25 protein-coding genes are annotated in these 26,596 nt (G+C 48.9%); 8 read left to right on the forward strand and 17 right to left on the reverse strand.

Annotation, left to right across the window (positions count from 1 at the left end; genetic code table 11):
- Nucleotides 1-60 precede the first annotated feature (60 nt).
- Nucleotides 61-537 (reverse strand): DUF305 domain-containing protein, encoded by a 477-nt coding sequence (locus tag KNO98_RS06755; RefSeq protein ID WP_026825149.1) that lies wholly within the window; start codon nt 535-537, stop codon nt 61-63.
- 169 nt (nt 538-706) lie between these two features.
- Here KNO98_RS06755 and KNO98_RS06760 point away from each other — a divergent pair, with 169 nt between their 5' ends.
- From KNO98_RS06760 to KNO98_RS06770, 3 genes are read left to right on the forward strand one after another with little or no spacing between them, the layout of a single operon-like run.
- Entirely contained in the window at nt 707-1,045 is a 339-nt protein-coding gene (locus tag KNO98_RS06760) for a hypothetical protein (protein ID WP_026825148.1), read from the forward strand.
- 30 nt (nt 1,046-1,075) lie between these two features.
- A complete protein-coding gene (locus tag KNO98_RS06765; RefSeq protein ID WP_026825147.1) occupies nt 1,076-1,750 on the forward strand; it encodes a response regulator transcription factor in 675 nt (224 codons plus the stop codon).
- Complete coding sequence (locus KNO98_RS06770; protein ID WP_214700104.1) at nt 1,747-3,156, forward strand: sensor histidine kinase; 1,410 nt, start codon at nt 1,747-1,749, stop codon at nt 3,154-3,156. The genes KNO98_RS06765 and KNO98_RS06770 overlap by 4 nt, the downstream gene beginning before the upstream one ends.
- An 18-nt stretch (nt 3,157-3,174) precedes the next feature.
- On the opposite strand, the gene KNO98_RS06775 is transcribed toward KNO98_RS06770, so the two are convergent.
- Together KNO98_RS06775 and KNO98_RS06780 are read right to left on the reverse strand one after the other, a co-directional pair.
- Nucleotides 3,175-4,119, reverse strand: a complete 945-nt coding sequence (locus KNO98_RS06775) for a F510_1955 family glycosylhydrolase (RefSeq protein ID WP_214700106.1) — start codon at nt 4,117-4,119, stop codon at nt 3,175-3,177.
- A 58-nt stretch (nt 4,120-4,177) separates the two neighbouring features.
- The gene (locus tag KNO98_RS06780) at nt 4,178-6,187 is read right to left on the reverse strand and encodes a heavy metal translocating P-type ATPase (RefSeq protein WP_251129515.1); all 2,010 of its coding nucleotides are present in this window, start codon (nt 6,185-6,187) and stop codon (nt 4,178-4,180) included.
- Nucleotides 6,188-6,320: 133 nt separating this feature from the next.
- Between KNO98_RS06780 and KNO98_RS06785 the strand changes: the two genes are divergently transcribed.
- Nucleotides 6,321-7,841, forward strand: coding sequence for a multicopper oxidase family protein (locus KNO98_RS06785; RefSeq protein ID WP_251129988.1), 1,521 nt, complete (start codon nt 6,321-6,323; stop codon nt 7,839-7,841).
- 158 nt (nt 7,842-7,999) lie between these two features.
- A complete protein-coding gene (locus tag KNO98_RS06790; RefSeq protein WP_214700108.1) occupies nt 8,000-9,145 on the forward strand; it encodes a sensor histidine kinase in 1,146 nt (381 codons plus the stop codon).
- Between the two features lie 24 nt (nt 9,146-9,169).
- Here the strand turns inward: KNO98_RS06790 and KNO98_RS06795 are convergent, their stop codons facing one another.
- Entirely contained in the window at nt 9,170-10,612 is a 1,443-nt protein-coding gene (locus KNO98_RS06795) for a carbon starvation CstA family protein (RefSeq protein WP_214700109.1), read from the reverse strand.
- Between the two features lie 239 nt (nt 10,613-10,851).
- On the opposite strand from KNO98_RS06795, the gene KNO98_RS06800 reads away from it, so the two are divergent.
- Both KNO98_RS06800 and KNO98_RS06805 read left to right on the forward strand, forming a co-directional pair.
- Complete coding sequence (locus tag KNO98_RS06800; RefSeq protein ID WP_026825140.1) at nt 10,852-10,995, forward strand: hypothetical protein; 144 nt, start codon at nt 10,852-10,854, stop codon at nt 10,993-10,995.
- 90 nt (nt 10,996-11,085) lie between these two features.
- A complete protein-coding gene (locus KNO98_RS06805; protein ID WP_214700111.1) occupies nt 11,086-12,171 on the forward strand; it encodes a GGDEF domain-containing protein in 1,086 nt (361 codons plus the stop codon).
- A 45-nt stretch (nt 12,172-12,216) separates the two neighbouring features.
- Here the strand turns inward: KNO98_RS06805 and KNO98_RS06810 are convergent, their stop codons facing one another.
- From KNO98_RS06810 to KNO98_RS06840, 7 genes are all read right to left on the reverse strand, one after another.
- Nucleotides 12,217-12,930, reverse strand: coding sequence for a glycerophosphodiester phosphodiesterase (locus KNO98_RS06810; protein WP_214700113.1), 714 nt, complete (start codon nt 12,928-12,930; stop codon nt 12,217-12,219).
- Nucleotides 12,893-14,200 carry an ABC transporter substrate-binding protein gene (locus tag KNO98_RS06815; protein WP_026825128.1) on the reverse strand — a complete coding sequence of 436 codons (1,308 nt, stop codon included), beginning with the start codon at nt 14,198-14,200 and terminating at the stop codon, nt 12,893-12,895. Before KNO98_RS06815 ends, KNO98_RS06810 begins: the two co-directional genes overlap by 38 nt.
- Nucleotides 14,201-14,216: 16 nt before the next feature.
- On the reverse strand, nt 14,217-15,026 hold the full coding sequence (locus tag KNO98_RS06820; protein WP_214700115.1) for a carbohydrate ABC transporter permease: 810 nt from the start codon (nt 15,024-15,026) through the stop codon (nt 14,217-14,219).
- A complete protein-coding gene (locus KNO98_RS06825; protein WP_214700117.1) occupies nt 15,023-15,928 on the reverse strand; it encodes a carbohydrate ABC transporter permease in 906 nt (301 codons plus the stop codon). The genes KNO98_RS06820 and KNO98_RS06825 overlap by 4 nt, the downstream gene beginning before the upstream one ends.
- A complete protein-coding gene (locus tag KNO98_RS06830; protein WP_214700119.1) occupies nt 15,925-17,016 on the reverse strand; it encodes an ABC transporter ATP-binding protein in 1,092 nt (363 codons plus the stop codon). The genes KNO98_RS06825 and KNO98_RS06830 overlap by 4 nt, the downstream gene beginning before the upstream one ends.
- Complete coding sequence (locus tag KNO98_RS06835) at nt 17,013-17,600, reverse strand: glycerol-3-phosphate responsive antiterminator (protein ID WP_371742764.1); 588 nt, start codon at nt 17,598-17,600, stop codon at nt 17,013-17,015. The genes KNO98_RS06830 and KNO98_RS06835 overlap by 4 nt, the downstream gene beginning before the upstream one ends.
- Before the next feature lie 201 nt (nt 17,601-17,801).
- Nucleotides 17,802-19,283, reverse strand: coding sequence for a cryptochrome/photolyase family protein (locus KNO98_RS06840; RefSeq protein WP_214700123.1), 1,482 nt, complete (start codon nt 19,281-19,283; stop codon nt 17,802-17,804).
- Between the two features lie 149 nt (nt 19,284-19,432).
- On the opposite strand from KNO98_RS06840, the gene KNO98_RS06845 reads away from it, so the two are divergent.
- Entirely contained in the window at nt 19,433-19,750 is a 318-nt protein-coding gene (locus tag KNO98_RS06845; RefSeq protein WP_214700125.1) for an SAM-dependent methyltransferase, read from the forward strand.
- A gap of 52 nt (nt 19,751-19,802) precedes the next feature.
- On the opposite strand, the gene arcC is transcribed toward KNO98_RS06845, so the two are convergent.
- From arcC to KNO98_RS06875, 6 genes are all read right to left on the reverse strand, one after another.
- Nucleotides 19,803-20,765 (reverse strand): carbamate kinase, encoded by a 963-nt coding sequence (gene arcC, locus KNO98_RS06850; RefSeq protein WP_214700127.1) that lies wholly within the window; start codon nt 20,763-20,765, stop codon nt 19,803-19,805.
- Nucleotides 20,762-21,562, reverse strand: coding sequence for an oxamate carbamoyltransferase subunit AllH family protein (locus tag KNO98_RS06855; RefSeq protein WP_026825121.1), 801 nt, complete (start codon nt 21,560-21,562; stop codon nt 20,762-20,764). The genes arcC and KNO98_RS06855 overlap by 4 nt, the downstream gene beginning before the upstream one ends.
- Nucleotides 21,559-22,830, reverse strand: coding sequence for a YlbE family protein (locus KNO98_RS06860; RefSeq protein WP_026825120.1), 1,272 nt, complete (start codon nt 22,828-22,830; stop codon nt 21,559-21,561). Before KNO98_RS06860 ends, KNO98_RS06855 begins: the two co-directional genes overlap by 4 nt.
- Nucleotides 22,831-22,842: 12 nt before the next feature.
- The gene (fdrA, locus tag KNO98_RS06865) at nt 22,843-24,534 is read right to left on the reverse strand and encodes an acyl-CoA synthetase FdrA (RefSeq protein ID WP_214700129.1); all 1,692 of its coding nucleotides are present in this window, start codon (nt 24,532-24,534) and stop codon (nt 22,843-22,845) included.
- Between the two features lie 12 nt (nt 24,535-24,546).
- A complete protein-coding gene (locus KNO98_RS06870) occupies nt 24,547-25,788 on the reverse strand; it encodes an MFS transporter (protein ID WP_214700131.1) in 1,242 nt (413 codons plus the stop codon).
- Nucleotides 25,789-25,911: 123 nt separating this feature from the next.
- Entirely contained in the window at nt 25,912-26,595 is a 684-nt protein-coding gene (locus KNO98_RS06875; RefSeq protein WP_026825117.1) for a response regulator transcription factor, read from the reverse strand.
- Nucleotide 26,596: the final 1 nt, after the last annotated feature.

A 26,596-nucleotide genomic window follows, 5' to 3' on the forward strand; every position in this document is an offset into this window, starting at 1 on the left:
AATTCCCTTATTTTTCCTTAAGACAAAAAACATACACAGCCGATCGGCTGTGTATGTCTGTTAATCTTGATTCTCTTCTGCGTTCTCTTCCTCATCCTCTAAATCTTTAATCAACTGCTTCATCTCTTCGATTTCACGGCGCTGTGCCTTGATGATTTCTTCCGACAGTTCTTTGACGCGCGGGTCTTCAATTTCAGCGCGTTCACTTGTCAAGATGGCAATCGAGTGGTGCGGGATCATCGCTTTCATCCAACTGACATCATCGACGGTCGTCTGGCTCCTAACGAGCCAGAGTGAGGCACTGAAGACGAGGGCGCTGACACCTAGAATGATAAAGTTAAGGGTTTTATTCTTATACATTCCCCACATGAAAAGAAGCATGACGAATGCCATGACTGATCCCATGATGAGTGCCATATATAACCTGGTCTGACTAAAGAAGATATGATTGATTTGAAAGACGTTCAAATACATGAGCCAATACATCAGGAATGTCGAGACTGCAATCATAATTCCAAATTTACCGTACGATTTCATTTCGTTCACCCTTTCTTAAGTTATGTGTGTAGAAATAGTTTTACCTACCTGTATTAAACTCAAACCTAAATATTCTTATGCTTGATGTGTTCTTCTAAACTTTCACTTCTTTTTCACAAACGTCGGGTACACTAGTGAAATTGAGATTATGCAAAGAAGGGGAACGACAATGCAAGAGCTGACGTTACGTGACGTATTGGCAACACTGGATTCTGTCTTATCTTGGTCGTATCTCGACCGTCCTGAAGAGATGGCGATTCGCGGCATCGGAACGACACCAGAAAAAACAAAAAAAACTTTTTTATATGTATGCAAACGTCCAATTAATGAACGGGGTGTCGATTTAGTGAAGGCAGCCATTCGGAACGGGGCAGTCGCCATTGTCACGGATCGCCCGATTGACGCGAGAGTGCCCGTCATTTACTGTCGAGACGTCGCACGCGCATGTGAACAACTACAGACTCTTTTTGCCACGGAAGGAAATCACGCGAAGCACGCGGAACGATAATAATAGGAGTAAAGAAAGGAGGAGTACAAGATGAAGATTCTCATTGTAGACGATGAAGAAAAGATGAGACATTTGATTCGTCTGTTTCTTGAGGGTGACGGGTACTCTTGCATCGAGGCGAGCGATGCTCGTTCCGCACTCGACAAAATCGAAGAGCGTCCGGATCTCGTCCTTTTAGATATTATGATGCCAGAAGTAGATGGGATCTCACTTTGTCGTCAGTTAAAAACGATGGACCCGGCATTACCTGTCGTCTTATTGACGGCACGTTCAGACAATGAAACGACCATCCAGGGATTAGATGCCGGAGCGGATGATTACGTCACCAAACCGTTCGATGGGAACGTGCTCCTCGCCCGTATTCGCGCCGTCTTACGTCGGACCCGTGTCGTCAACATCCAATACGGACCACTTCGTTACGATGAGGAGAGCGGACGCGTTTTGTATGAAGAACAAGAGATTGTCCTCACACCGAAAGCGACGGCCATCTTGAAACTGTTCCTTCAGCACCCGAATCGACTCTTCAATCGCCTAGATTTATTTGATCTCGTCTGGCCCTACTCTGCAGAATCCGACCCTCGCACAGTTGATGCGCATATTCGTATGATTCGAGAAAAGTTAGGAGATGCAGGATTTCCGATTGATGATTATTTAAAGACGGTATGGGGACGTGGATATCGATGGACCGAGGAGCGTTCCGGATGAAGCGAAGTCGTAACAGTCTACCGTTTCGCATCAGCCTCGTCTTTCTCCTATCAACCCTATTGATTGAAGGTGTGTTGTTTCTTCTCCTCTATCACACGCTTCTCGGCGAACGCGTTGTAGAAGAAATCAATCGCCTCGAATCTCGGGCCGAGAGCCATGCGAGCGTATTAGCAATGAATTTTTCCGAAGAGACGATTGATCATGTAGCGACCATGGAAAGTGAGACCGATACGAAAGTCGCCATCACTGATCCCACGCATCATCTTCTTCAGACTTCACGCTTCTTTCCCCAAGTCCTTGCCGATACAGTCGATTCTAAAAAACAAACTGGTCCCTTCGACGACACGACTGTCCTAGAGGACGACTGGGAAAACGAACCGTATTTGAGCGTTCGTACGCCAATCACAGATGATACCGACAGACGGTATGGATACGTCTATATGTTTTTACCGACCGAAATCATTCATGGAATTAGCCATCGGCTCCAGTGGCGATTCCTATATATCACGGCGATCGCGCTCGTAACGACCGTCTTGACGTTCATCCTCTTGAGTCGATTGATTTCAAAACCAATTCAATCATTGAAACAAGCAACGGAGAACGTATTGACAAACCCAGACGATTTACAGTTACCGACGAATCGTGTCGACGAAATCGGTGAATTAGCGCGTGCCATCGAATCGATGTCAGTGGAACTATCAAGACTACGGCGGGAACGTCGTCAGTTTTTATCCGACCTATCGCATGAAATCAAGACCCCTCTCACTTACTTGAGGGGTTACGCCGAAATCGCTTCGAAAGAAAGCACGCCCGAATCATTACGCAAACAGTCGATTCAAACGATTTTAGATGAGAGCCGGTCGCTCACAGAGCTCGTCGAAAATGCGTTTCAATTGGCACAGCTCGATGAAAACACATTCTTGTTGCACCGAGAAGAAGTGACCGTCACGACGTTTTGTGCGGACTTACGTCGAATGCTCGATACGATGTTCCGGATGACGACGATTCACTTCGATGCTGCACCGAACACGGGACAACAAGACATCCCTCTTACATTGGATCGGCACCGGATGCTCCAAGTCTTCCGCTCCATCGCCCATAATGCGATTGAACATAGTGAGGCCTCTCATGTCTCCCTACGCTCAAACGTCACGGACACTCACCTGATCCTGACCATTACAGACAATGGGAAAGGCATTCCTGAAAAAGATTTACCTCACATTTTTGACCGCCTGTATCGTGTGGAAAAATCACGGTCCCGACAGACCGGTGGCAGTGGACTCGGACTCGCCATCGCTGACCAAATCGTCAACCGTCACGGCGGAGAATTGACAGTCACGTCTGACGCATCGGGCACTTCTTTCACCATCATGCTTCCACTCGACAAAAAGACGCCTATCCTTTAATGGAAAGGCGTCTTTTGATCAGTTGAGCTCACCTTTGTCGAGGCGCATCTCCCATTCCCCGTCTGTAAACTCATATACGCTGTTATCCGATGTGACGAGCAACATGCGCTCCTCTTTGACTGCCAATTTGATTGGCACAGCATCCGCTTGAAGCTTTGGAAGGTTGAACGTCTCTGTCGACTCATCGTCTAAGTTGAAACGAACCCCTTCGAAAGAACCATCTGTCTGTCGTACGTAGGCCAACTGCCCCTCATCCGCTCCGACCGTGACAACTTGTTCTGCTTCAACAAGTGGCTCGAACGAATCTCCAGAGTCATTCGAAACGAGGATGCCGGACGGCCCGTACAAGAAGACGCGCTCCGCATCCGTCGCATCGGCGACGATACCTGCCACTTGCGCTTCCTCTATTCCTTGCACCTGCATCGGTTCAAATGAGCTCCCACCATCGATGGAACGATAAAATCCCGGTTCTAGCTCCGAGGTCGCTTCTTCCAGATAAACGTAGAGTGTACCTGTGGCATAACCGGCGCTCATATAGTGAAAATCTGCCTCGCCTTCAAGCGACCGACTCTCGAGTACCACCCCATGATTTTTTCCATGCATGACCCCAAGTGGATTTTTGAAATCTGTCCGACGATCGGGGTGACCGCTCGCATAAAATCCATCCTCGACGACTTCAAACCCCATATAGTCATGGCGATTTGTCGGAAGCGTATACCAACCGTCTTCTCGATATTCCATCAACCCGGCATGAGTTGCGATGACAGGACGTTCGTCGTCTTGCCAAAATCCTGCCCCGTGGATGTGGGAGACCATTTCATCCGCTCCCACGCGTTGCCACATGTCCTGTGTCGCTGTCGTTTCGTTTTCTGATTGATTTGTATCCGATGGTTCCTCTTCTGCTCCACACGCCGACAAGAGCAGGGGAGTCAGTAATAGTGATAGCATAAACGTTCGTTTCATCTCAATCCCTCCATCATTAGCATCCCATCTAGCATACGTGCTAAAGATGAAAAACTTGTTAAATCTTCAAAAGTCGAGCGTTGATAGCGACAATGACAGTACTTAGACTCATCAAAACGGCACCGATGGCTGGTGATAGGATAATACCTATTGGCGCCAACACGCCCGCAGCGAGTGGGATGGCGACGATGTTGTAACCAGCGGCCCACCACAAGTTTTGAATCATCTTCCGATACGTGTTTTGTGAAAGTTCCAAAATCGATAGGACATCTTTCGGATTGCTGCGGACGAGGACGATGTCTGCCGTCTCGACAGCAACGTCTGTCCCGCTCCCGATTGCGATTCCGACATCAGCTTGCGCTAAGGCCGGGGCATCATTGATCCCATCTCCGACCATCGCTACTTTGCTGCCATCTTTCTGGACGTCTTTTACCTGGTTCGCCTTGTCGTCTGGCAATACTTCGGCATACACGTCATCGATACCGAGCTGACCCGCGACCCAATGCGCGACCTTCTCGTTGTCCCCCGTCAACATGATGGAGCGGATGCCTTTTTCACGAAGGGCCTCGACGGTCTCCTTCGCCTCTTCCCTTACTAGATCGGCCATCGCAATCATACCGACCCATTCACCGTCCTTCAGGACAAAGACGACGGTTTTGCCTTCTTCCGATAATCGCGTGAACGTTTCTTCATCGATTTGAATATGTTGATCACGGATATGACGTGGACTGACGACTTGTATGTGCGCACCGTCAACAGTTCCTTCTAATCCGATACCTGTCATGGAGCCAAAATGATCTACAGCGTAGAGCTTCAACTCCCGTTTTTCTATTTCTCTCAATACTCCTTGTGCGAGTGGATGTTGCGACTCACGCTCAACCGATCCTGCAAGTTGTAACACGTCTTCTTCCGTATAAGACGAGCTCGCCTGTACGTCCGTGACGCCGAAATTCCCTTCCGTCAACGTACCGGTCTTATCAAAGATGACGGCATCGAGTCGACGTGCTTCTTCAAATTGGGTCCGATTACGGATGAGAAGACCTTGTTTCGCCGATAGCGCTGTCGAAACTGCGACGACGAGCGGTGTCGCCAGTCCGAGTGCATGCGGACACGAGATGACCATGACCGTCACCATCCGTTCGACCGCCGTCCCTACCGAGTAGCCGAGCATGAACCAGATGGTGAATGTGATGACTCCAGCAGCAATCGCGATGTAGAACAAATATTTCGCCGCACGGTTTGCCAAGTTTTGAGCCCGTGACTTCGATTTTTGTGCCTCACTCACCAATTCAATCACTTTTGACAAGTACGTACTTTCTCCCGTACCGATCGTTTCAATCGTCAAACTCCCTTCTTGGTTGATGGAACCTGCGATGACGTCCTCACCTTCGGACTTTTCGACCGGGACCGATTCACCTGTCAACATCGACTCATCGATTGTCGTCTGCCCTTTGATAATCTTCCCGTCTACCGGAACCTGTTCCCCTGGTTTGACGAGAATCCGATCTCCTTCTTTAAGCTCAGAGATCGGGACGTCTTCCGTCTCTTCCCCGTTGATGCGATGCGCCTCGTTCGGTAACAGTTGGACGAGTTGCTCCAACGCATTTGACGCCCCCATGACCGAACGCATTTCAATCCAGTGACCGAGTAGCATGATCACAATCAGTGAAGCGAGTTCCCAAAAGAAGTCATGTCCACTTCCGTATCCAAAGACGACAGCGGCACTATAGAAGTAAGCGACACTGATTGCCAAGCCGATCAGCATCATCATACCCGGGCTACGATCCCGCAGCTCATCCACACTCCCTTTTAAGAATGGCCATCCACCGTATACATACACAATCGTCGCTAAGACAAACAAGATTGTTTTTTCAAATGGAAAATCAAGTTCAAATCGAAGCCATTCTTGAATCATATCCGACAACAGGAGGATCGGAATCATCAAACCGAGCGAAACAAAAAAGCGCCGTTTAAAGTCTTCAATCATATGTTCATGTCCATGTCCTCCGTGATGAGAATCATGACTCTCTTCATGGCGTTCATGATGTTCGTGATGTTCATGCTCCATTATTCATCCTCTCCTTTATACGGATGATATACCCCTAAGCGGTATATCAATAAACGAATTTGGGCTTTCATGTTTCTTTCACAATTAAGTGGTAAAACAAAGTAAGGACTGAATAATAAAGGAGTGTTATAGGATGAAATCAAAAGGAATATGGTTCCTATTAACGGGGATATTGATCGGGATCATTCTAGTTCTACTGTTCGTCTTATTCAATGGAAGATGGAACATGAACAATATGAATCATATGTGGGGCGACAATTCAACGTTTGAACAGATGGATGATAATATGATGGGCAACGATGTAATGACAGGAAATGGCGGACCGATGGGACACGGAACGACGCAAGCAATCGAGGCATCTGACGAACCGGAACAATCGCTTCCGATTCCCTCCCCCTTGAAACCAGACCGCGTCACGGACAGTACCGTCTATTATACGGTAGTAGCAGATGAAGGAACGTCACGGTTCTTTCAAAATGGAAAATCGACAGAAACGCTTGGATATAACGGGAACTTACTCGGACCGATGCTCGAGCTCCCAAAAGGAAAGACGGTCGTGATTGATACAATCAACCGATTGGATGAACCGACAACGTTCCACTGGCACGGTCTTGTTATCCCTGCCGAAATGGACGGAGGGCCGCATCAAGCTGTAGCAGCGGGTGACCGTGCGCAAGTTCGACTCGATATCGACCAAGAGCCGAGTACGCTTTGGTTTCACCCCCATCCGATGGGCGCAACAGCTGAACAAGTTTACAAAGGGCTCGCCGGTCTTCTTTATGTGACCGACGATGCACAGAGTGGTCTCCCGAATGACTATGGTGTCGACGACATCCCGCTTATCGTACAGGATCGGCTCTTCACAAAAGATGGTGAACTTGACTACGATGCTCATATGAACGTCGACGGGACGACGGGCGATACGATTCTTGCGAACGGAGCCATTAATACAACGTTTGATGTCCAGACCGAAACGCTCCGAGTCCGCCTTGTCAATGGTTCGAACGCGCGCGATTTTGACTTTACACTATCGAACGGGGAAAACATGACGCAAATCGTGGCAGACGGCGGGCTGTTGGAACAACCGGTTTCTTTGAAGACCATCTCGTTGACACCAGGTGAACGGGCCGAAGTGTTGATTGATTTTTCAGAAATAGAAGATGATGTCGCCTTAGAGGCTGATGGAGTATCTTTCACTACGTTTCGTGTTGGTGAACTCGACAAAACGTCCATCGATATACCAACGAGCAAGAAAACACTGACTCCAGTGAATACGAAAACAGACCGTCAGCTCACCTTGTTCGGGATGGGGAACATGGTGTCCATCAATGGCGATACGTATGATCCAGACCGAATCGATATAAAAGTGAAACAAGGGGACACAGAGATATGGGAAATCGAGAACAAACCAGACATGATGGGCGGGATGACGCATCCCTTCCACATTCACGGTGTCCAGTTCCGAATCATCAGTCGAGATGGCAACCCACCAGCCGATTATGAGAAAGGTTGGAAAGACACGGTAGCCGTCGCTCCTGATGAACGGGTAAAAATTGAACTTACCTTCACCGAAACCGGCACGTTCATGTATCATTGCCACATCCTCGAGCATGAAGAGAACGGGATGATGGGACAATTAAATGTGACCGAATGACCTAATACCTCTCCGTTCACTCAACGGAGAGGTATTTTGCATGTCCGTCCCAATTTCGGTACGTTTCTGTTAGGACTATCGCCTGTATAGGGATTCCTGCTCAAATGTCGTATACTAGTTGTGAACGACTGTACAAATGATTGCGAGGAGGTAGGTTGATGCGCCGATTTCGTAGGGTAGTACAAAAGCGATCCGCTCGTCAAAAACAGGAACGTCACACGTTCTCCATCGCTTCCGTTGTGGAAGAAGTGCAGGATGCGATGTGTTATATCGATTTTTCGAAACACCGTCTTTATACGAATCACCTGCTTCGTCACTGGTGCCCTTCGATGATGACACAATCGTTCACTTCCATGGAAACGTTAACTCGTTTCCTCTATACAGTTTTTGAAGAGCATGGAGCAGATATGGCGCAAGTTGCGCACATGATTCAAGAATTGCTCGAGTGCGAGACCGAGACATGGCCAAGCATGACGTCACGACGCGTTCGGTTTGATGACCGGACGCTATACCTGATCTTCAACTTCACCCGAACACCAAGAGGCGTCTTCATCATGTGGCGTGACCAAACCGAAACCGTTCGCTTTGAAGAACGAAGAAACGCGTTTATCGCTGAACTGTCCCATGACTTCCGTACCCCTCTGACTGCCATTCATGGCTATACTGAATTGTTGATGAACAATCATGATGGTAATGAAAAAACGTCCAAAATGTTGCGACATGTCAAAGAAGAGGCAGAGCGGTTAGATCGACTCGTCGATAACTTCCTCGATTATCAAAAAATTGATTATTCGGCAGAACAACTGACCGTCACAACCTTTCCCCTTCTTCCTTTGCTTAAAGACATCACGGAGAGTTATCAGGCCATGTCACCAAATCATGAAGTGACTTACACTGCTCCTCCCATCCATATTCAAGCAGACGAAGAAAAACTGAAACAAATGCTCCATAATCTGATTGGAAATGCGATTAAATACTCCCCTGAAGGAGGAACTGTGCACACACAGGTCGAGGATCAGGCAGGTATCGTCACCTTATCCGTCTCTGACACAGGAATCGGAATTCCAGCGGATGCACTTCCATATGTCTTTGATGAATACTATCGTGTCGATTCGAAAGCCCATCACACCATTAAAGGAACAGGGCTCGGTCTACGTATTTGTAAGCGGATTGCCGAGGCCCATGGTTGGGGAATCCATGCGGACTCCGTTTATGAAGAAGGTACGACATTCACGATTGAATTGCATGCACGTCACGCATCTTCTTATGTTCGTACGCCACCATACGCGAAAAGGTTCGACTGATACTTTTGACCAGCCGAACCTTTTTCATGCGACTTCTTTCACTGGAATGTCACACTCCACCTGTGCCGCCCGCATCGCGCGTGCCCGCTTATGGAACAAGAAGAGCAGCGTCAGCGTCCCGAGTGTCGAGATGACGTACGGCAGGACCCCATCGAGCTCGAAGCCGATCGGCGCCGTCAAGATGTAGAACCAGACCGCATACAACATGAACGTCCCCGGAAGGAGCGCGATGTAGTGGTTGCGTCCTTTGATATAGAGATACATCGCCCCGACGAAGAGCGCGATGACCGCCGTCGTCTGGTTCGCCCAGTTGAAGTACTGCCAGAGCATCTGGAAATCCATGTTCGTGAGCACGTATGAGATCGCGAAGAGTGGGAGCGCGATCCAGAGGCGTGACGAGAACTTCTTCTGTGCGATCGACAAGTAGTCCGCGATGATCATCCGAGCGCTACGGAACGCCGTGTCGCCTGACGTGATCGGCAAGACGATGACACCGAGGATCGCGAGCGTCCCGCCGATACTGCCGAGCATGAGCGTCGCCACCTCCTGGACGACGAGTGCCGGCGTCCCTGAATTGATGAGCCCGAGCAATTCGCCCGGCTCGAAGATGGCCATCGCCGCCCCGGCCCAGACCATCGCGATGACCGCCTCGGCGATCATCATGCCGTAGAAGATGGAGCGGCCGTTGCTCTCTTTCATCGTCGTCCGCGAGATGATCGGCGACTGTGTCGCATGGAAACCGGAGAGCGCCCCGCACGAGATCGTGAAGAAGAGAAGCGGCCAGATCGGCAGGCCGTCCGGGTGCATGTTCGTCAATGTCATCTCCGGGATCTTGTAGCCCTGTGCGAACAGGCTGACCGCGATCCCGATGGCGCTGACGACAAGGAGCGCCCCGAAGAACGGGTAGATGCGTCCGATGATCTTATCGACCGGCAGGAGCGTCGCCAAGATATAGTAGGCGAACACGCCGAAGATGACGAACATGAGCGTCGAGGCGTCCCCGTCGAACAAGTTGTTGATCATGTTGCTCGGCGACGTGACGAACACCGTCCCGACGAGTAAGAGAAGTAAAAGTGCGAACCCGTTGACGACATGTCGGAGCGAGCGCCCGAGGAACTTCTCCGCGAGCTGCGGCAAGTGTGCCCCGTTGTTCCGCAGGGAGATCATCCCGGTCAGATAGTCGTGCACCGCCCCGGCAAAGATCGACCCGAACACGATCCAAAGGAAGGCGACCGGTCCATAGAGCGCCCCCATGATCGGCCCGAAGATCGGTCCGACGCCGGCGATGTTGAGCAATTGAATCATCGAGTTCCGTTTCTTGCCCATTGGCACGTAGTCGATGCCGTCCCGGGAAGCGTAGGCGGGCGTCGTCCGCTCCTCCTTGATGCCGAACGTCTTCTCGACGTAGCGACCGTATACGAGATAGCCAAGTAATAATATTCCTAAAGCAATGAAAAATGTAATCATGTAGGATGCCTCCATTAACGAATGAATTGATTTATTGTGAATAATATCACATAAACAATATAGCAAGAGTTTTTCCCTTTGAATAGACAGATTGTTCATTTTTTCACATGTTTATTTATCTGTTCATTATTTGGACAAACCTCATGGTTGAGCCATTTTCATGAAAGCGTTCTCGGAATTGCATGAAGGATTGCATTTGCGGGAATAAGGATGGCAGGACAAAGAAAGGGTGACAAATCATGAAACAACGTGGATACTTATCGATTCCGGTCGCTGTTGTGTTCGCTGTCGTCTTCGGTCTTACACTCGACAACTGGTGGCTCGGGATTGGGATTGGCATCGCCATGTTCTTCGCGTTTCGAGGTACGAAGAAAAAAGCGTGAAGACCATATGATTTTTGCACATCTTACGATTGACATTATTTTGCAGACTGCTACGGTTAACGTATAGTCTATGAAAAAGGTCGTGAAAGAATGACGCTCACTGTTCTATTGCTCAATGCCTGTGTCGCATTCACCGGGTTTTATGTGATTTCAAAAATTTATCACTCTTCTCTATTTAATTCACAGCGTCTCCGTGGCTTCATCATCGGTTTGATGGCAGGTGCGCTAGGTCTTTTTTTAATGTATAACGCCGTTGAAGCCAATGACACAGTTCGTGTAGATTTACGTCACCTACCACTCGTCTTACTCGCTTTTTACGGAGCCCGGTCTCCATTGTTGATTGCCACACTTGTTATCGCGAGTACGCGTTTCTTGTTTGGAGTGACCGAGCAGGCTGTGATTGCCTTTATCGCGACGTTCATCGTCAGCATCGGCATGCTTTGGATTCACCGACTTTTGTTAGAACGCCTCTTCCTGCAAAGCATCTTCTTAAATATATGGGCGCTCTTTATCATCTCCATCGCCATATTCATCAATATGGGATGGGGTCCTGCTTTTGTCTCCCTCGTTTTGACCATTTGGATGGTCGGCATGCTCGTCGGGCTGCTCTCGAGTACGCTCACGATTGATTTAGAGAAGACGACTCGACGCGCGCTCGAGTATAAGCAATCTTCCGAACGAGACCACTTGACCGGATTGTTCAATCGTCGAGTTTGGGATCGTTATACCGCCACACTTGGAGAAGAAGATCGTACCTACAACGTCCTCGCTCTCGACATCGATCATTTCAAACAAGTGAACGATACATATGGTCACGGTAATGGTGATCTCGTCTTGCAACAGTTTGCTGACATCCTTAAGGTGGAGACACGTGCCCACGATACGGTCGCTCGCATCGGCGGAGAAGAATTCGTCATCTTGATGTACGACTTGACCCCAAAAAAAGTGGATAAAGTGGCTAATCGCATTCGGGAACGAATTGCCACTGAAGTATTTTATTTAAATAACTTTCCTCCGATTCAAATCACTACATCTGTAGGTGTCGCCCATGGTACCGCCCTTTCCATCAAGCGTATGGTCGACCTTGCGGATTCAGCGCTCTATCAAGCGAAGAACGAAGGACGCAATCAAGTCGTCGTCTCGACTTATGAAACACCAGAACCAATCATGACATGAATGAACCCAGCTCCCTCTATTGAAGGAGCTGGGTTTTCGGTTTGCTTATTTCACGAACCGTTCGACTTCATCCGTCATGATGGCTGAAACCGGAAACGGAGGTAGGTCCTTCACGTTGTTGATTGTGTAGAGACGTGCCTCAAGTGACGTGTGCCTCATGTCTTCCCATGCAGTTGAACCGATAAACTCAACCTGAGCGTGAATCGCCTCGGCCCGAATCGTTTCAGCAAACGAGACGATGTCCGATTCTCCTGTGAGCGTCAAGACCGCAAGACGTGCGTGGGGCGCCACATCCCGCATTCGGACGAGCGTCTCCCGATTGAATGAGGAGAAGACAACTCGATTAGTCAGCTGAAACTCGTTGACGGCGAGCCAAGCGAGGCGTTCGATGCCCGGATAGTCTAGTCGATCCGTCTTCAGTTCAATGTTCAGCGTGACGTTGCTCCGTTCAATCAATCCGAGCACCTCTTCTAACGTCGGGATACGTTCGTACCCGTCAATCTTCAATTGACGTAGCTCCTGAAGTGCCATGTCTTTTACCCATCCGGTCCCGTCTGTCGTCCGGTCGACGGTCTCGTCATGAATGACGACGAGGCGACCGTCCTTTGATAACTGTACGTCCAGCTCGATTCCGTCCACATACGGGAGAGCCGCCTCGAACGCCGACAGCGTATTTTCCGGGTAATTGGCGCTATATCCACGATGTGCGTAAATCAACATGTCACTGCCCCAAGGTGGAAGTCGTCTCGTCAGCCGCACGCTTCAATGCCTCTTCGACCGACACGCCTTGATACAAACTTTCCATCGCGTTGACGACGCTTTGACGTGATTGCGGGAATGTCGAGATGAGCGCACCTTGTGTCGCCGGTGACGCCTTCGTCTCACTGAGTTGGTCGACCGTCACTTTGAGCTGTGGATATTTCGCCCACATCTCTTTCACGACTGGTTCGTTGTACGCTTCAGGATTGATGGCGAAGTATCCTGTATCGACATGCCACTGCGCTTGTGCTTCCGTTGATGACACATGCTTCATGAACTCCCATGCACCTTCTTTCGTTTCGTCAGCAATCCCGTCACCCATCCAGAGTGAAGCCCCTCCAATGACGACACCTTGACGATCTGCTTCATTCGGTACTGGTAAATACGATGCGCCGATTTCAAAGTCTGCGTTGTCCGCAACGGTCCGGATTCCTGCTGACGAATCAAGATACATGGCGACTTTTCCAGATTGGAATGCCGCACGCATATCGTCCCAGTTCTGACCGACGTTTAGGAACGTCTCCTCATCGTACATCTCTTTAATGAGGTTGAACGCATTCTGACCTTCTTCCCCGTCGAACACCGCCTTCGTCGGCTCATCGCTTCGTCCGTTATCGTTGTCGACGTACAGCCCACCTTGTGCAGCCACGAGCTGTTCAAAGAACCAACCATAGTTGAGCATCGTGAAGCCGGTCTGACCGTCCGTCGTCAACTTCTTCGCCGCCTCTTTCAACTCGTCATACGTCCGTGGCGCCTTCTCAGGGTCGAGCCCTGCTTTTTCAAACGCCTCCTTGTTATAGATGAGGACCGGTGTTGATGAGTTGAACGGCATCGAGTATTGTTTGCCATCGACCTGATAGTAACTCAAGATATTCTCTTCCCACACACTCGTGTCAAAGTCCTCTTTGTCGATGAACTCCTGAACTGGTGTAATCTTGTTCGAGTCGATCATGTATTTCGTCCCGACCTCAAACGTCTGCATGATGGCAGGCGCGTCTTCCGAGCCGGCGACCGCATTGAACTTCGTCAGCGCTTCCTCGTACGTTCCTTGAAAGATTGGCTTCACTTCATAGTCGTCTTGCGAAGCATTGAACGCATCGACCTGACTGTTTAATGCTGTCTCCAAGTCACCGCTCATCGCGTGCCAAAAGACGACCTCTGTCTTTCCTTCTTCCGTCGTCGCCGCGACCGGCGCCGCTTCTTCACTTCCACATGCCCCGAGTAGTAACACCGAACTTGCCAACCCTGCGAATAATCCAAGCTTTTTCATTTGTCATGTCCCCCTATTATTTGATTGCGCCTTGCGTCAACCCTTCTTGCAAGTGCTTTTGTCCTGCGAATAACAATAAAAGTGTCGGAATGATAATCAAGATGACCGCCGCCATGACGACGCCCCAGTCCGAGGCGACCTCGTTCGACTGCATCTGCTTGATTCCGATTTGGACCGTCCTCGCCTGTTCCGTGTTCGTGACGAGAAGCGGCCATAAGTACATATTCCAAGTCGTTAAAAAGCTATACACTGACAATGTGACGAGCGGCGTCTTCGAGACCGGCAAGACGACGTTCCAAAAGAAACGGAAGCGACTGATTCCGGCAATTTGGGACGCTTCGTACATCTCATATGGAATCGTTTTAAACTGTTGCCGAAGTAAGAACGTCCCGAATGCAAGTGCGAAGAACGGCACAGACAGTCCCCAGACGCTATTCAGCCAGCCGAGCGACTGGATTGTCAAAAAGTTTGGCACCATCGTCGCTTCCCACGGCACCATCATCGTCGCCAGGAAGAGCATGAAGATGAGCCCTTTTCCTTTGAAGTCGATGAAAACAAAGGCGAACGCCGCTAGACTCGACAAGATGACCTGTCCGACCATCACGAGGAGCGCGACGATCAAACTGTTGAGCAGGTATGTCGTCATCGGGATGCGCTCGAACGCGGCCACATAGTTTTCAAATGAAGGCTCACGTGGAAGCAGATGTCCTTGGAGCACTTCCTTTCCGTCCATCAGACTGATCGAGAATGCGTACCCGATTGGAAACAGCATGACGGCGGCACTCAAGATGAGTAAGACATATACGCCTACATTCCGTAATCTCATTGGTAATGCACCTTCCTTTCGACCAGTTTGAACTGGAGCCATGTCAACAGAAGGACGGCAATAAACAAGAGCACGGCCTGGGCACTGGCACTCCCGACGTTGTAGTTGATGAACGCATCTTTATAGATAGCATAGACGATGACGTTCGTCGCATTCGTCGGTCCGCCTTTCGTCAACAAATCAATCTGCCCGAACGTCTGGAAGGCGTTGATGAGTGAGATGATGCTGACGAAGAAGAGTGTCGGCGACAACATTGGGATCGTGATGGCGCGAAGTTGTGTCCAGTAACTTGTCCCGGCGATGTCCGCACTCTCGTATAGCGTTCGGTCAATGTTTTGCAGACCTCCGAGCAGAATCAAGAACGTGAAGCCGATGTTCATCCAGACGGTCGCGAGCGACACGGAAAGAAGCGCATATTGTGGATCAAGGAGCCACTGGACGCCACTTGCCCCCACCGCCTCGAGGAACCGATTGAAAATGCCAATCGACGGATTGTACATGAACATCCAAATGACCGATGATGCTGCGACGCTCATCCCCATCGTCGCCGAAAAAGCCGTTCGGAAGATGCCGATTCCTTTCAAGTTCTCATTGGCGAGGAGTGCGAGACCGAGCGCAACGAGAATCGTGAGCGGGACCGTCAAGAGAACGAATCCAACCGTCGCCTGAATGCTTTGCCAAAATGCCGCACTCGTGAACAGATTGCTGTAGTGCCCCACTCCGACAAATTCGAGTGGTGTCCCTTGTGTGTCGGTTCGGAAAAAACTTAAATAAATCGTTCGCAGAAGCGGGTAGACAAGGAAGACACCAAACAAGACGATAGACGGAGACAAGTACAACAATCCGCTCGCTGCGTCCGACAGTCGCGTGCGGACTTTCTCTCTCGGTAAGGCGACCGTCATTGGAACACCTCCAACGCCTCAAACAGTTTCGGTTGCCTTGGCTCAATTCGTTGCCCGGTCGCATCAAATAACGACATCTGTTTCGGGTCCACGTAACACGCCATTTTTTCTCCGACAGTGAGCGGCCATTGTCCTGGCCATTTCGCCAGCCATTCATTGCCACCGACATCGAAGGCAAGAATCGTCTCGGTCCCGAGTACTTCGATGTTTTTCAACTCTGCATAAAACGTCACGTCTTCGTCTGCCGGTTTGATTTGTTCCGGACGTACGCCGAGCGTCGCCTCTGACATTTCTGTCAATGCGTTCGGATGGAACAGACGTCCGTCCGCTGCCATCCACCCTCTCTCTTGTCGGGTGACCTCTACTAAGTTCATCGGGGGCGATCCGATAAACGAGGCGACGAACGTGTTCGCTGGTTTATTGTATAGGTCGAGCGGCTTTCCGACTTGTTGTACCTCCCCTTCATTGATAAGCATGATGCGGTCCGCCATCGTCATCGCTTCGACTTGGTCGTGGGTGACGTAAATCATCGTCAGCCCTAATTTTCGCTGCAGCTGACGAATCTCTGAACGCATCTTCGCCCGTAGTTTCGCATCCAAGTTCGAGAGCGGCTCATCCATCAGGCAAATCGGTGCCTCTGTCACGATCGCTCGTGCCAACGCGACCCGTTGCCTCTGACCACCTGAGAGCTCGCGCGGCTTCCGTTTCATATAATCGGTGAGTCCAAGTGTCTCGGCCGCCTGTAGGCACCGCTCTCGCTGCTCGAGTTTCGTCAGTCCTTTCGTATGTAGACCGAACGTAATATTTTTCTCAACCGTCATATGTGGGTAGAGAGCGTAGTTTTGAAACACCATCGACAAGTGACGCTCACTCGGCTTCATCCCGTTTGCCGCCACGCCGTCGATACGAAGTGTGCCGCTCGTGATCGATTCGAGCCCGGCGATCATCCGAAGCATCGTACTCTTCCCGCAGCCGGAAGGACCTACGAGTGCGAAGAACTCCCCCGCTTCAATCGTCACATCAATCCCTCGAATGACTTCCGTCTCTCCGAATGATTTTGCCAATTGTTGTAGTTGTATTGATTTCATGCTAATTCCTCCTTTCGACTTTGTGCGTGCCAAAGTCGTTCATCCCCAGTCGATACGGCGAATGCCCCGTGATCGAGGGCGCGATGCACGTCAATCGGTTGACGAATCATACCACCCGTCACAATCGGAAAGGAGACTTCCTGGGAAATCTTTTCGACGACACTCGGAATCAAACCGGGCATCAGTTCGATCGCATCCGGTTGTTGTGCCTCGGCGAGCTTGAGCCCGCTCGCGACCGCATCCGAGTCGACGAGAAACAGTCGTTGTACCGTCAACAGTCCCGCCCGCTTCGCATGCTGAAGGACCGACGCTTTCGTCGTGACAATCCCGTCGGCGCCGACACGTTTGGCGAGGTAATCGATGCCATCCCGGTCGAGGCTAATTCCATTGATTCGCTCGGCATGGAGGAAGACCGTTCGATTCTCTCGCTTTAAGTGCGCCACATAGCGGTCGAGCGTGCTGAGCGTTCCCATCATGAGAAACGTCGTCGTCACATCCGTTTTTAAAAACGCTTCGATTTGTTTCGGACTCTTGATGGAGGCAATCATCCGTTCTTGTCCGATTCGTGCAATCGCTTCATTCACTTGGATCATCCTTTCTTGAAAAAAAGGACCAACAGAAACGACACGTCATCGACGTACGGGCTTCTGTTGGTCTCTCAAAGGTTCTACCGGTAACTATTCACTTGGAGTGAGGGGGTCTCACAGCTCCTATCGTAACGAACGATTGTAAAGCTACCATAAAGGAATCGCTAAGTTTCATGAAGGAAACGTAAAAAAACCGATTCACGGGGAATCGGTCAACGTCTGTTCAGCTTTCACTAAGATCTCGGCTTTCACGTCATTGTCCCGCCCTTGCCAATTGCGGACCATCATCTTCATCCGCTGATTTTTCGAGAATCGTTTCTCGTGACGATCAATGAAGCGCCAGTAGAGGGCGTTGAACGGACAAGCATCGTCCTCGGTCGTATGTTTCGGGTTATATGGGCAATCTCCACAGTAATCACTCATTCGGTCGATATACTTCCCAGAGGCAACATATGGTTTCGTGGCAAGTTTCCCGCCGTCCGCATGGAGGGCCATCCCGAGCACGTTCGGTAAGACGACCCAGTCATAGGCATCGATATACATCTCATTGAACCAGTCGCTCGTCTGTTTCGGTGAGATTTCAAACAACGTCGCGTAGTTTCCGAGCACCATCAATCGCTGAATGTGATGGTTGTGGGCATGTGCCACAACTGGCTTTAGACTTTGATGCAGACAGTTCAAGTCCGTCTTCGCGTCCCAAAAGAAGGACGGTAAGTCGCGTTCATGCTTGAACGTGTTCACTTCTTCATAGCCCGGCATGACGGCGAGGTAGACGGCGCGCATATATTCCCGCCAACCGAGGATTTGGCGGACGAATCCTTCAATCGATGACAAGGGAGCATCTGCCTCACAAGCCGCCTCGACGACTTCATGTGGCGTCAACAGACCGATGTTGATGGCAGCCGACAATAGGCTGTGTGACATCTCCGGTTCATCTGCCATCATCGCATCTTGATACGGACCGAACGTCTCGAGCCGCTCTTTCACGAATCGATTCAGTGCCCGTCTCGCCTCGGTGTGTGTGACCGGCCAGTGAAACGGTTTCACCTTCCCCGGGTGATCCGAGAATGTCGACTCGACCTTTTCGATGACGTCTTTCGTGATCGCGTCGGGGCGGAAATGGATAGCGGACGGAAACGACAGTCCTTCTTTCGGTGGTTTTCGATTTTCTGCGTCAAACGACCACTTCCCGCCACGCGGCTTCCCGTCTTCGAGCAAGATATCGAACCGTTTCCGCATCAGACGATAAAAACGATCCATCCGCCACGGCTCATTCCCGAGTGTCTCGGTCGCTTCATCTTTCGATAAATAGAAGAGCGGGACATCCGTATGTTCGACAAGGTGATGTTTCTTACCGAACTGTTTCAGTTTTTTCGCCATCGGTTCGTCCGTGACGGCAGTGACATGAATTTCGTCCGGATTGTACTGTTTCACATGATTGTCCCATGCCTCTTGGAATGAATCCGCCTCGTGATAATCTATGGTATACCCTTTGTCACGTAACTCTTCCGCAAAGTGTCGCATCGCCGAGAAGATGAGGACGAGCTTTTGTTTATGGTACGGACGCCATGTCGCGCGTGATGTCGCCTCAATCATGACGATGACGTCATCTTCTTGTATATCCTTCAGCATCGCAAGCTCGTGCGAGAGTTGGTTGCCGAGTATCCAAAATGAACGCATGTTGTTGACTCCTTTGTCTCATCGATATGCTACAATCGAGCTACTCTTGAAATGAGGTGACAGATGCTCTCGTAAGTATTCAAAAACTGGGTGGACAGCCAATACGAAAATCCACGCGGTCCCGTCGAAAATATATCGGGGAAAAGACGGTGCGCCAACACCGCATCGAAGTCGAGTGGACAATCGAACAGCTACAGATGTATCCAAACACCACCGTGCTCGAGCTCGGATGTGGGGCTGGTGATGCAATGGCGACGATTCTTCAAAAGCGGGAGGATGTGAATGTGATTGGCTTCAACCGCTCGAAGTCGCTCATCGCTTCTGTCGAGAAACGTAATGCTACGTCCATCCAAAGGGGACGAGCTCGCTTGATTATCGTACGATCGCAGTTACGGGACGCAAACCGAATTCTTAATCAGTACCCGTTTTTTAGTCACAAAAGACGCCCCGCTCTTTATTCATCATAAAGAACAGGACGTCATTTGTGTGTGTTGAATCGGTCGACGATTTGTAATGACCTTAGTCAACGATTCCTGCTGCCGTAAAGTCATATCGAATTCTTGTACCAGCAGTACCCGCTATCGCTCCTTTTAAAGAAGAGATATCTGTAATAACCGCTTCACGTTCAGAGTCGTCTTGAATAAATTGAAGAGCCGCTTCTACCTTTGGCAACATACTCCCTGCCATAAAATGATTCTCTTCAATCAACTGTTCAAGTTTTGAAGTGGTCACTTCTTCTAACTTTTCCTGGTTAGGTTGGTTGAAGTGAAGACATACGTTAGGGACACCCGTGATAATCATGAGATGTGTCGCTTGAATTGATTGAGCCAACTGCGCTGCCGCAAAATCTTTATCGATGACCGCTTCCACTCCATGTAGCATATATTGTTCTCTAACGACAGGAACTCCACCACCTCCAGCGGCAATGACGAGATGACCGGCACGGAGTAAATCTTGAATGACTGGTGCTTCCACGATTTGAACCGGTTTTGGACTCGCTACCACTTTTCGATATCCTCTTCCTGCATCCTCGACCACCACCTCACCTCGAGCTCGCATATGTGATGCTTCCATTTCATTGTAGAAAGGACCAATCGGTTTGGTTGGTTGGGTAAATGCCTGATCTGAAGCCTCCACTTCTGATTGAGTGATCATCGTGACGACTTGACGCTCCATTCCGCGACGAGATAACTCATTTCTCAGTAACTGTTGGAACCAATATCCAATCATTCCTTGAGTCATTGCACCACATGTTCCCAAATCCATCGCCGGTGTTTTTTCCGAATCCGCGATTTGTTGTTGAATCAGTATCGCACCGATTTGTGGTCCATTGCCATGACTCAAAACAACTTCGTGCCCTTCTTCGATTAAATCAGCAATGTGACGTACCGTTTCAGTAATTGCTTTACGTTGTGCGGCCGCAGAACCGTCATCTGTTAAAATGGCATTCCCGCCAAGGGCAATCACAATTCGTTTTTTCATCTAACCATGTCCTCCATTTCATATTTCAAGGCTAAATAGATTCCTAACGCCGTATCTTGGCCTGATGAGCTACCAAACTCAATCAGTCGTTCCCAATCACTCTGCCAGTCGGAAGGTGATCGTGTTAAAAGTGCCGTGATTAGTCGGTTCAGTTCGTTCGTATATTCCCCACGTAGTGCTGCTTCATAATATGCGACTGAACTTCGGGTCGTTCGATATTTGGCGCTTGATACATAGTCCACCTGCCATCCCATCGGTCGCCCTAACACTTCACATACTGCCATATAGCCAACAATCACATCGTCACCACTCGGGGTTAACCCTTTTCCGTAACCGATAAGTTGCTTCCCTTTTTCCTGACCAATGTTCGACAAATAATCATATAACGGCTGTTCTTTTTCTCGATAAGCTCGACTCCAATCGTGTCCAAGTTTTTTTAGAAATCGATTCATCTCTTCGATATTTCTTTCGAATTGAACAGGATCGGGCTTGATTCGCTCTACTTTCATTCTCATCACTTGGTTCGGATAAACTGTCACACCAGTCGAAATATGATGGATGGTCGCTCCCGTCCCAACAAGTAAACAATCGCCTACTCTCCATTTCAATTGATCCACCGTCTTCATATGGATACCGAATGGCGCGTATCCATTCTTTGTCGTTCCAATATAGAGTAGGTTTGCGCCTGCTCGGATATTGTAGCCCGTTTGAAAGACGGCTTCGACTTGAAGAGGATGAAATGCATCATGCAAGAGAGAGGCAGCATACGAGCTGTATACCGCCCCAATTTGAATCATGCGTGCTGAACCAACCCTAATTTTTCAGCATATGCTTCAAGCGCCTTTTCGAAGCAAGCGAGCGGTGCTCGCACGGTACCTGCACCAACTTGTCCGATTCCTGGGTTTTTATGCGCAATGCCTGTATTGATGATTGGTGTGATTCCAGTTTCCACAACTTTTCGAATATCGATTCCTACGCAAGCTCCTTGGAAGTCCCAAGATGGAATGCTTAAGTTTGAATTGTGCCGATCGCAAATTTCAATCATCTCTTCACTAATCGCTTGGGCCTCACTGGCTCCTGCCCGACCTAAGAAACGAGTGACACCGGGCGCGGCTACCATCGCCATTCCCCCGACACCATATGTTTCAGTAATCGCACTGTCTCCGATATCTGGGTTGGCATCGTCTTGGCTATATCCTGTAAAGAATAAACCTTCTGGTGTATTCACCGGAGCTGTAAACCATTCGTCCCCCATACCACTGATTCGAATACCGAACTCTTTTCCGTTTCGCGTCATCGCCGTCACAATCGTGCCTGCCTCATGCTGACGCGCCTCGTCTAGTACGGCTTTACATGTCGCCATCATCACGTTCAAGAAAAATTGGTCGGTGTCCGCAAGGAACTGTAAAACATCTCGACGTTCCGTATCTTCAATCTCTGCCAGCATTAAATATGGCGCTAATTCTTTCAATAAGAGAACAGAAGCTGCAATATTTCGTTGATGGAACTCATCGCCCATCGTGATCGCTTTTGAGATGATGACGTTTAGATTGACACCTTCACCTGTTTCTTTTAATGTTTTTGAAAGAACTGGACCGAGTACGTCTTTCATCCAATGTAAACGTGAAATGACCTCATCGTCGTTTGCACCAAATCGCATCACTTTACCGATTCCTTCATTCATCGTGCAATACGCTTTGGCGCTGCCGTTACGGTTTTCAACGACGAGAACGGGCATGTGTCCCGATGTGATCCCTCCCATTGGACCAACGGCATTGACATGATGACAAGGTGTAAATGTCACTTCTCCCCGTTCAAGCATCTGTTCCGCTTCTTCATAATCATCTGTCCATTGTTCGAATATGACAGCCCCGATGGCTGCCCCTTTCATCGGTCCCGTCATCTCGTGATAAGCAATCGGCGGACCAGCGTGTAATAATACTTTATCTTTTAAAATCGGGATGACCGTGTGGGCCGGAACGACATCCGTCAAAAATGGCTGACCATTTAAAATGGTTTGTACGACTTTTTCATTTGCTTCTTGAATCATAGCTCCGATACTCATTTGTTTTCCTCCTCAAGACATGAGCGCGAGTAAGCGCTGAAGATGTGGTTTTCCGCCTGCAGTCGGTTGCCAGTTGTATTGCACACTTTGCCCTCCCTCATTCGTTACTGCGTCTGCGAATGAGCGAAGTCCTAAGTTAATCACTTTTGGTGCACGTAACAGCTGTTGAATGGCTTCCGACGACTCCACTTGCGGTGTATTCCGTTCAATCGACGGCATTGTTTTCTCCTCGAATTTTGGTACAGGTTTTCCAATCATATGAAGGGCGTACTCAACAGCTGCGACATTACTCTCGGCGACAAAGATACCCGCTGATTCAAAAAGTTGTTTTTGAGCACTATAACGTTGTGGATCTTGCTCGGTACCACATACGTTGACGATGACATGAACGTTTGGTCGTGACGTCTGTAGTGCTTGTAACGTTGGAAGCAATGCGCCAGCCATATTTTCATGAGAACCGTATCCGAGAACATTATCTAATAGGAGTACGATCGAATCGTCCGTATCGCAGTAGCGATTAATAAAATCGATGCGCGTTGATGGATCAATCATTGGATGCGGTTTACCTTGGGTATAGACGTCATCTCCTAAATCGATGACGACATTTCCTTCATAATCGAATGAGAATCCGTCACGATGTTCTCGGTCTGCCTCTACGCTAAACGAGAGCGCAAGCAAATCAGCAGTTTCCGCAGCTAACGTTCCGCCTGAGAACAGTCCGACAATCCGTGTCGCTTCGTTTGAGACCTGCTCCATTCGTTTCCGTTCAGTCGTCGACTTTCCAAGTGCCAGTAATGCTGCTTCTTCTGATGTATCTGCGTAAATCACGTGATGTTTTGGTGCGAGACCATGTTCACCGACAAAGAAAGCCACGACCGGTTTTGTCACCTGTTGAAGAAGCTGTTCAATCTCTTCTCGCACTTTCTTAGCAGGTGGTTTCGAAATCACGACAATCGTATCTGTCGACGCATCTTGTTCGAGGGCTCGTATACCCGCCTTCATCGAAATTCCACCAATCTCCGTAGACAGGTCACGTCCTCCCGTTCCAATGGCATGCGATACGCCACCACCGAGACGATCAATCAACGTCGCCACTTCTTGAATCCCTGTTCCGGAAGCACCCACAATACCGACACGCCCTGTTTGAACGACGTTCGTGAACGCCAGAGGGATTCCCGCAAGTGAGGCAGTCCCACAGTCTGGACCCATGACCAACAATCCATTTTGATCAGCAAATTGTTTTAATTCGCGTTCGACTTCAACGGGAACGTTGTCACTGAAAATATGAACATTCAGTCCTTGATTGAGCGCCTTTCTTGCCTCGTATTCTACATATTGTCCAGGAATCGACAATAAAGCCAAGTTCGCATCGGGCAACTCTTCCAAAGCACCTTTCCAAGAACGAGCTTCTTGTTTATCTCCTGAATCTTGTTTCGTTTGATTGTTCAAGAAGTCGTGAATGGCGGTCAATAGTCGCTCTGTCTGATCTGTTTCTGAATCTACAACGATACACATATCCTGAGGTGTCGCTGTTTCTAATTCACTTGTGTAAAAACCTGTACTTTTGAAAATATCAAGGTTCGCTGGCGTTCCCATCATGATTGAGACTTTATTGATTCCTTCAAGACTCGAGACATGATTGGACAACACCATGAGTGTCACCGAATCTTGGTACGTATTTTCTTGAATGATTGTGGTTAACATACGCTTCTCTCCTTACGCTTCCGTCGGATTGACGGTTTCTTTTGTGAACAACATGGCAATCATCCCGATGACGAGAAGGACAGCTGCCAGATAAAAGCCTGTTTGCATCGACCCAGACTGGTCAACCAAGTAACCGGTGATATACGGTGCAAGAATCGATGAGGTCATTCCGACAAAGTTATAGACACCAAATACGGTTCCATATACTTTTTTCGGTGCGTTATTCGCTACGAATGAAAGAAGGACTGGGTCAAGTGCTAACTTTCCAGTCAACCCGTACAAGATAAGCGCCGCAAACAAAAGCGGTGTACTTTCTACGAATACGACGGCGAATATCGAAGCAATCGATAGAGGAACGAGCACAAATACGAGCGGCTTCTTCTTGCCCATTTTGTCTGACAAGTATCCAATCAACAGTGCCCCTGGGATTGAAGCCCATGGAACGAGAGATGAGATAAATCCAACATCACTTCCTTGGAACCCACGTTCGACTTGCAAGTACTGTGGTAGCCACGTGAGAATCATGAAGAAGCCGTAAAGTGAACAAAATACCATAATGAACGTTGCAAGTAAGTTTCGATTTTTAAACAAGCTCATGATAGAGAAATCTGATTTTTCTGCTGTTGCCTCTACACGCTCTGGACGTTTTTCTTTGATGACAAACCAGATTAAGACCCCGGTTAAAATTGTCGGGATTGTCATGAAGTAAAACGGCGTACGCCAACTCATTCCAAGTTCGAGCGTCAAATAACTTGATGAGATGTAACCGAGCGAAATACCGAGTGCCATACCACTGTTGATAATAGCTGTTCCGATAGTCAAAAATTGCTTTGGAATGGCTTCAGATGACAGGGCATATTGCGGACCGTAATACGTTCCTTCGCCAAGTCCTGTGATTGCTCGGGCAATCATGAACAAGAGAAATGTTGTAGCGAATCCAGTAATTCCGGTAAATAATCCGAAAAGAATGAAGCCTGGCACTAAAATACGTTTCCGTCCAAACTTATCGCCAAGTGAACCAGAAGGGATTTGGGCGATGGCGTACGTGAGGAAAAAGACACTGTTAATCAAACCGAGCTGAGCGTTATTCAACCCGAACTCTTGAGCCAAGTTCGGCATGACCGGATTCAGGATGGTCCGGTCCGCATACATAAACATCCAACCTAGGAAAAAGACGGCGACGACTTTCCACCAATACGGGATGCGCTCTCGCTTGGGCTCCAAGACGGGTTGAGAAACTGGGGATGTACTCATTGGGTTACTTCCTTTCTATTTTTGATATCGCTTACATTTATACTTTACGTCTCACTCCATAAGAAACGCATAAATAGAATGAGGGTCTTCGTAACAATTCCATAAAAAAACGCCCGAAGGCGCTTATGAGAGTAAGGCGTAGCCGATACCAGGATACGTCTTTAGTTGATTCGCCGCTTCTGTTGCCCCGGCAGCTTTCAATTTTTTTCGGATTCGACCAATGGTAACTCTCAAATATTCGACCTCTTCTCCGTATTCAGGTCCCCATACCGATTGCAAGAGCTCTCGATGTTGAACGACTTGATCTAGATGCTTGCCCAATTCGGATAATAAGGAGAATTCGTTTTGAGTCAACTTGACTTCCTCCCCTCGGTGAAACACTCTATTTCGTAAACGATCTATCTCAACACCTTTAATGTGAACAGTCATTTCCAGTACTTCTTCGGCAACGGATCTCCGAAGCACCGCTTTGACTCGTGCAAACAATTCTTCAAGTGCAAATGGTTTGGTCAAATAATCATCTGCCCCTAAGTTCAATCCATCTACTTTATCTTTGGATTGACTTCGAGCTGTCAACAAAATAACAGGGATATCCGACACGGTACGTAGACGACGCAGCACTTCAAATCCGTCCATTCGAGGCATCATAATATCGAGTAAGACCAAATCAAACTGATTCCGTTCAATTTCCTCTAAAAACTGACTACCGTCGATATATTGTTTCACTTCATAACCAAGCGAAAGTAAATTTGCCGCCACAAAACGTGCGATTTTCTTTTCATCCTCAACTATGGCAATTGTCGGCATT

The sequence above is a fragment of the Exiguobacterium sp. s57 genome (assembly GCF_018617685.1).
Lineage (GTDB): Bacteria > Bacillota > Bacilli > Exiguobacteriales > Exiguobacteriaceae > Exiguobacterium > Exiguobacterium marinum.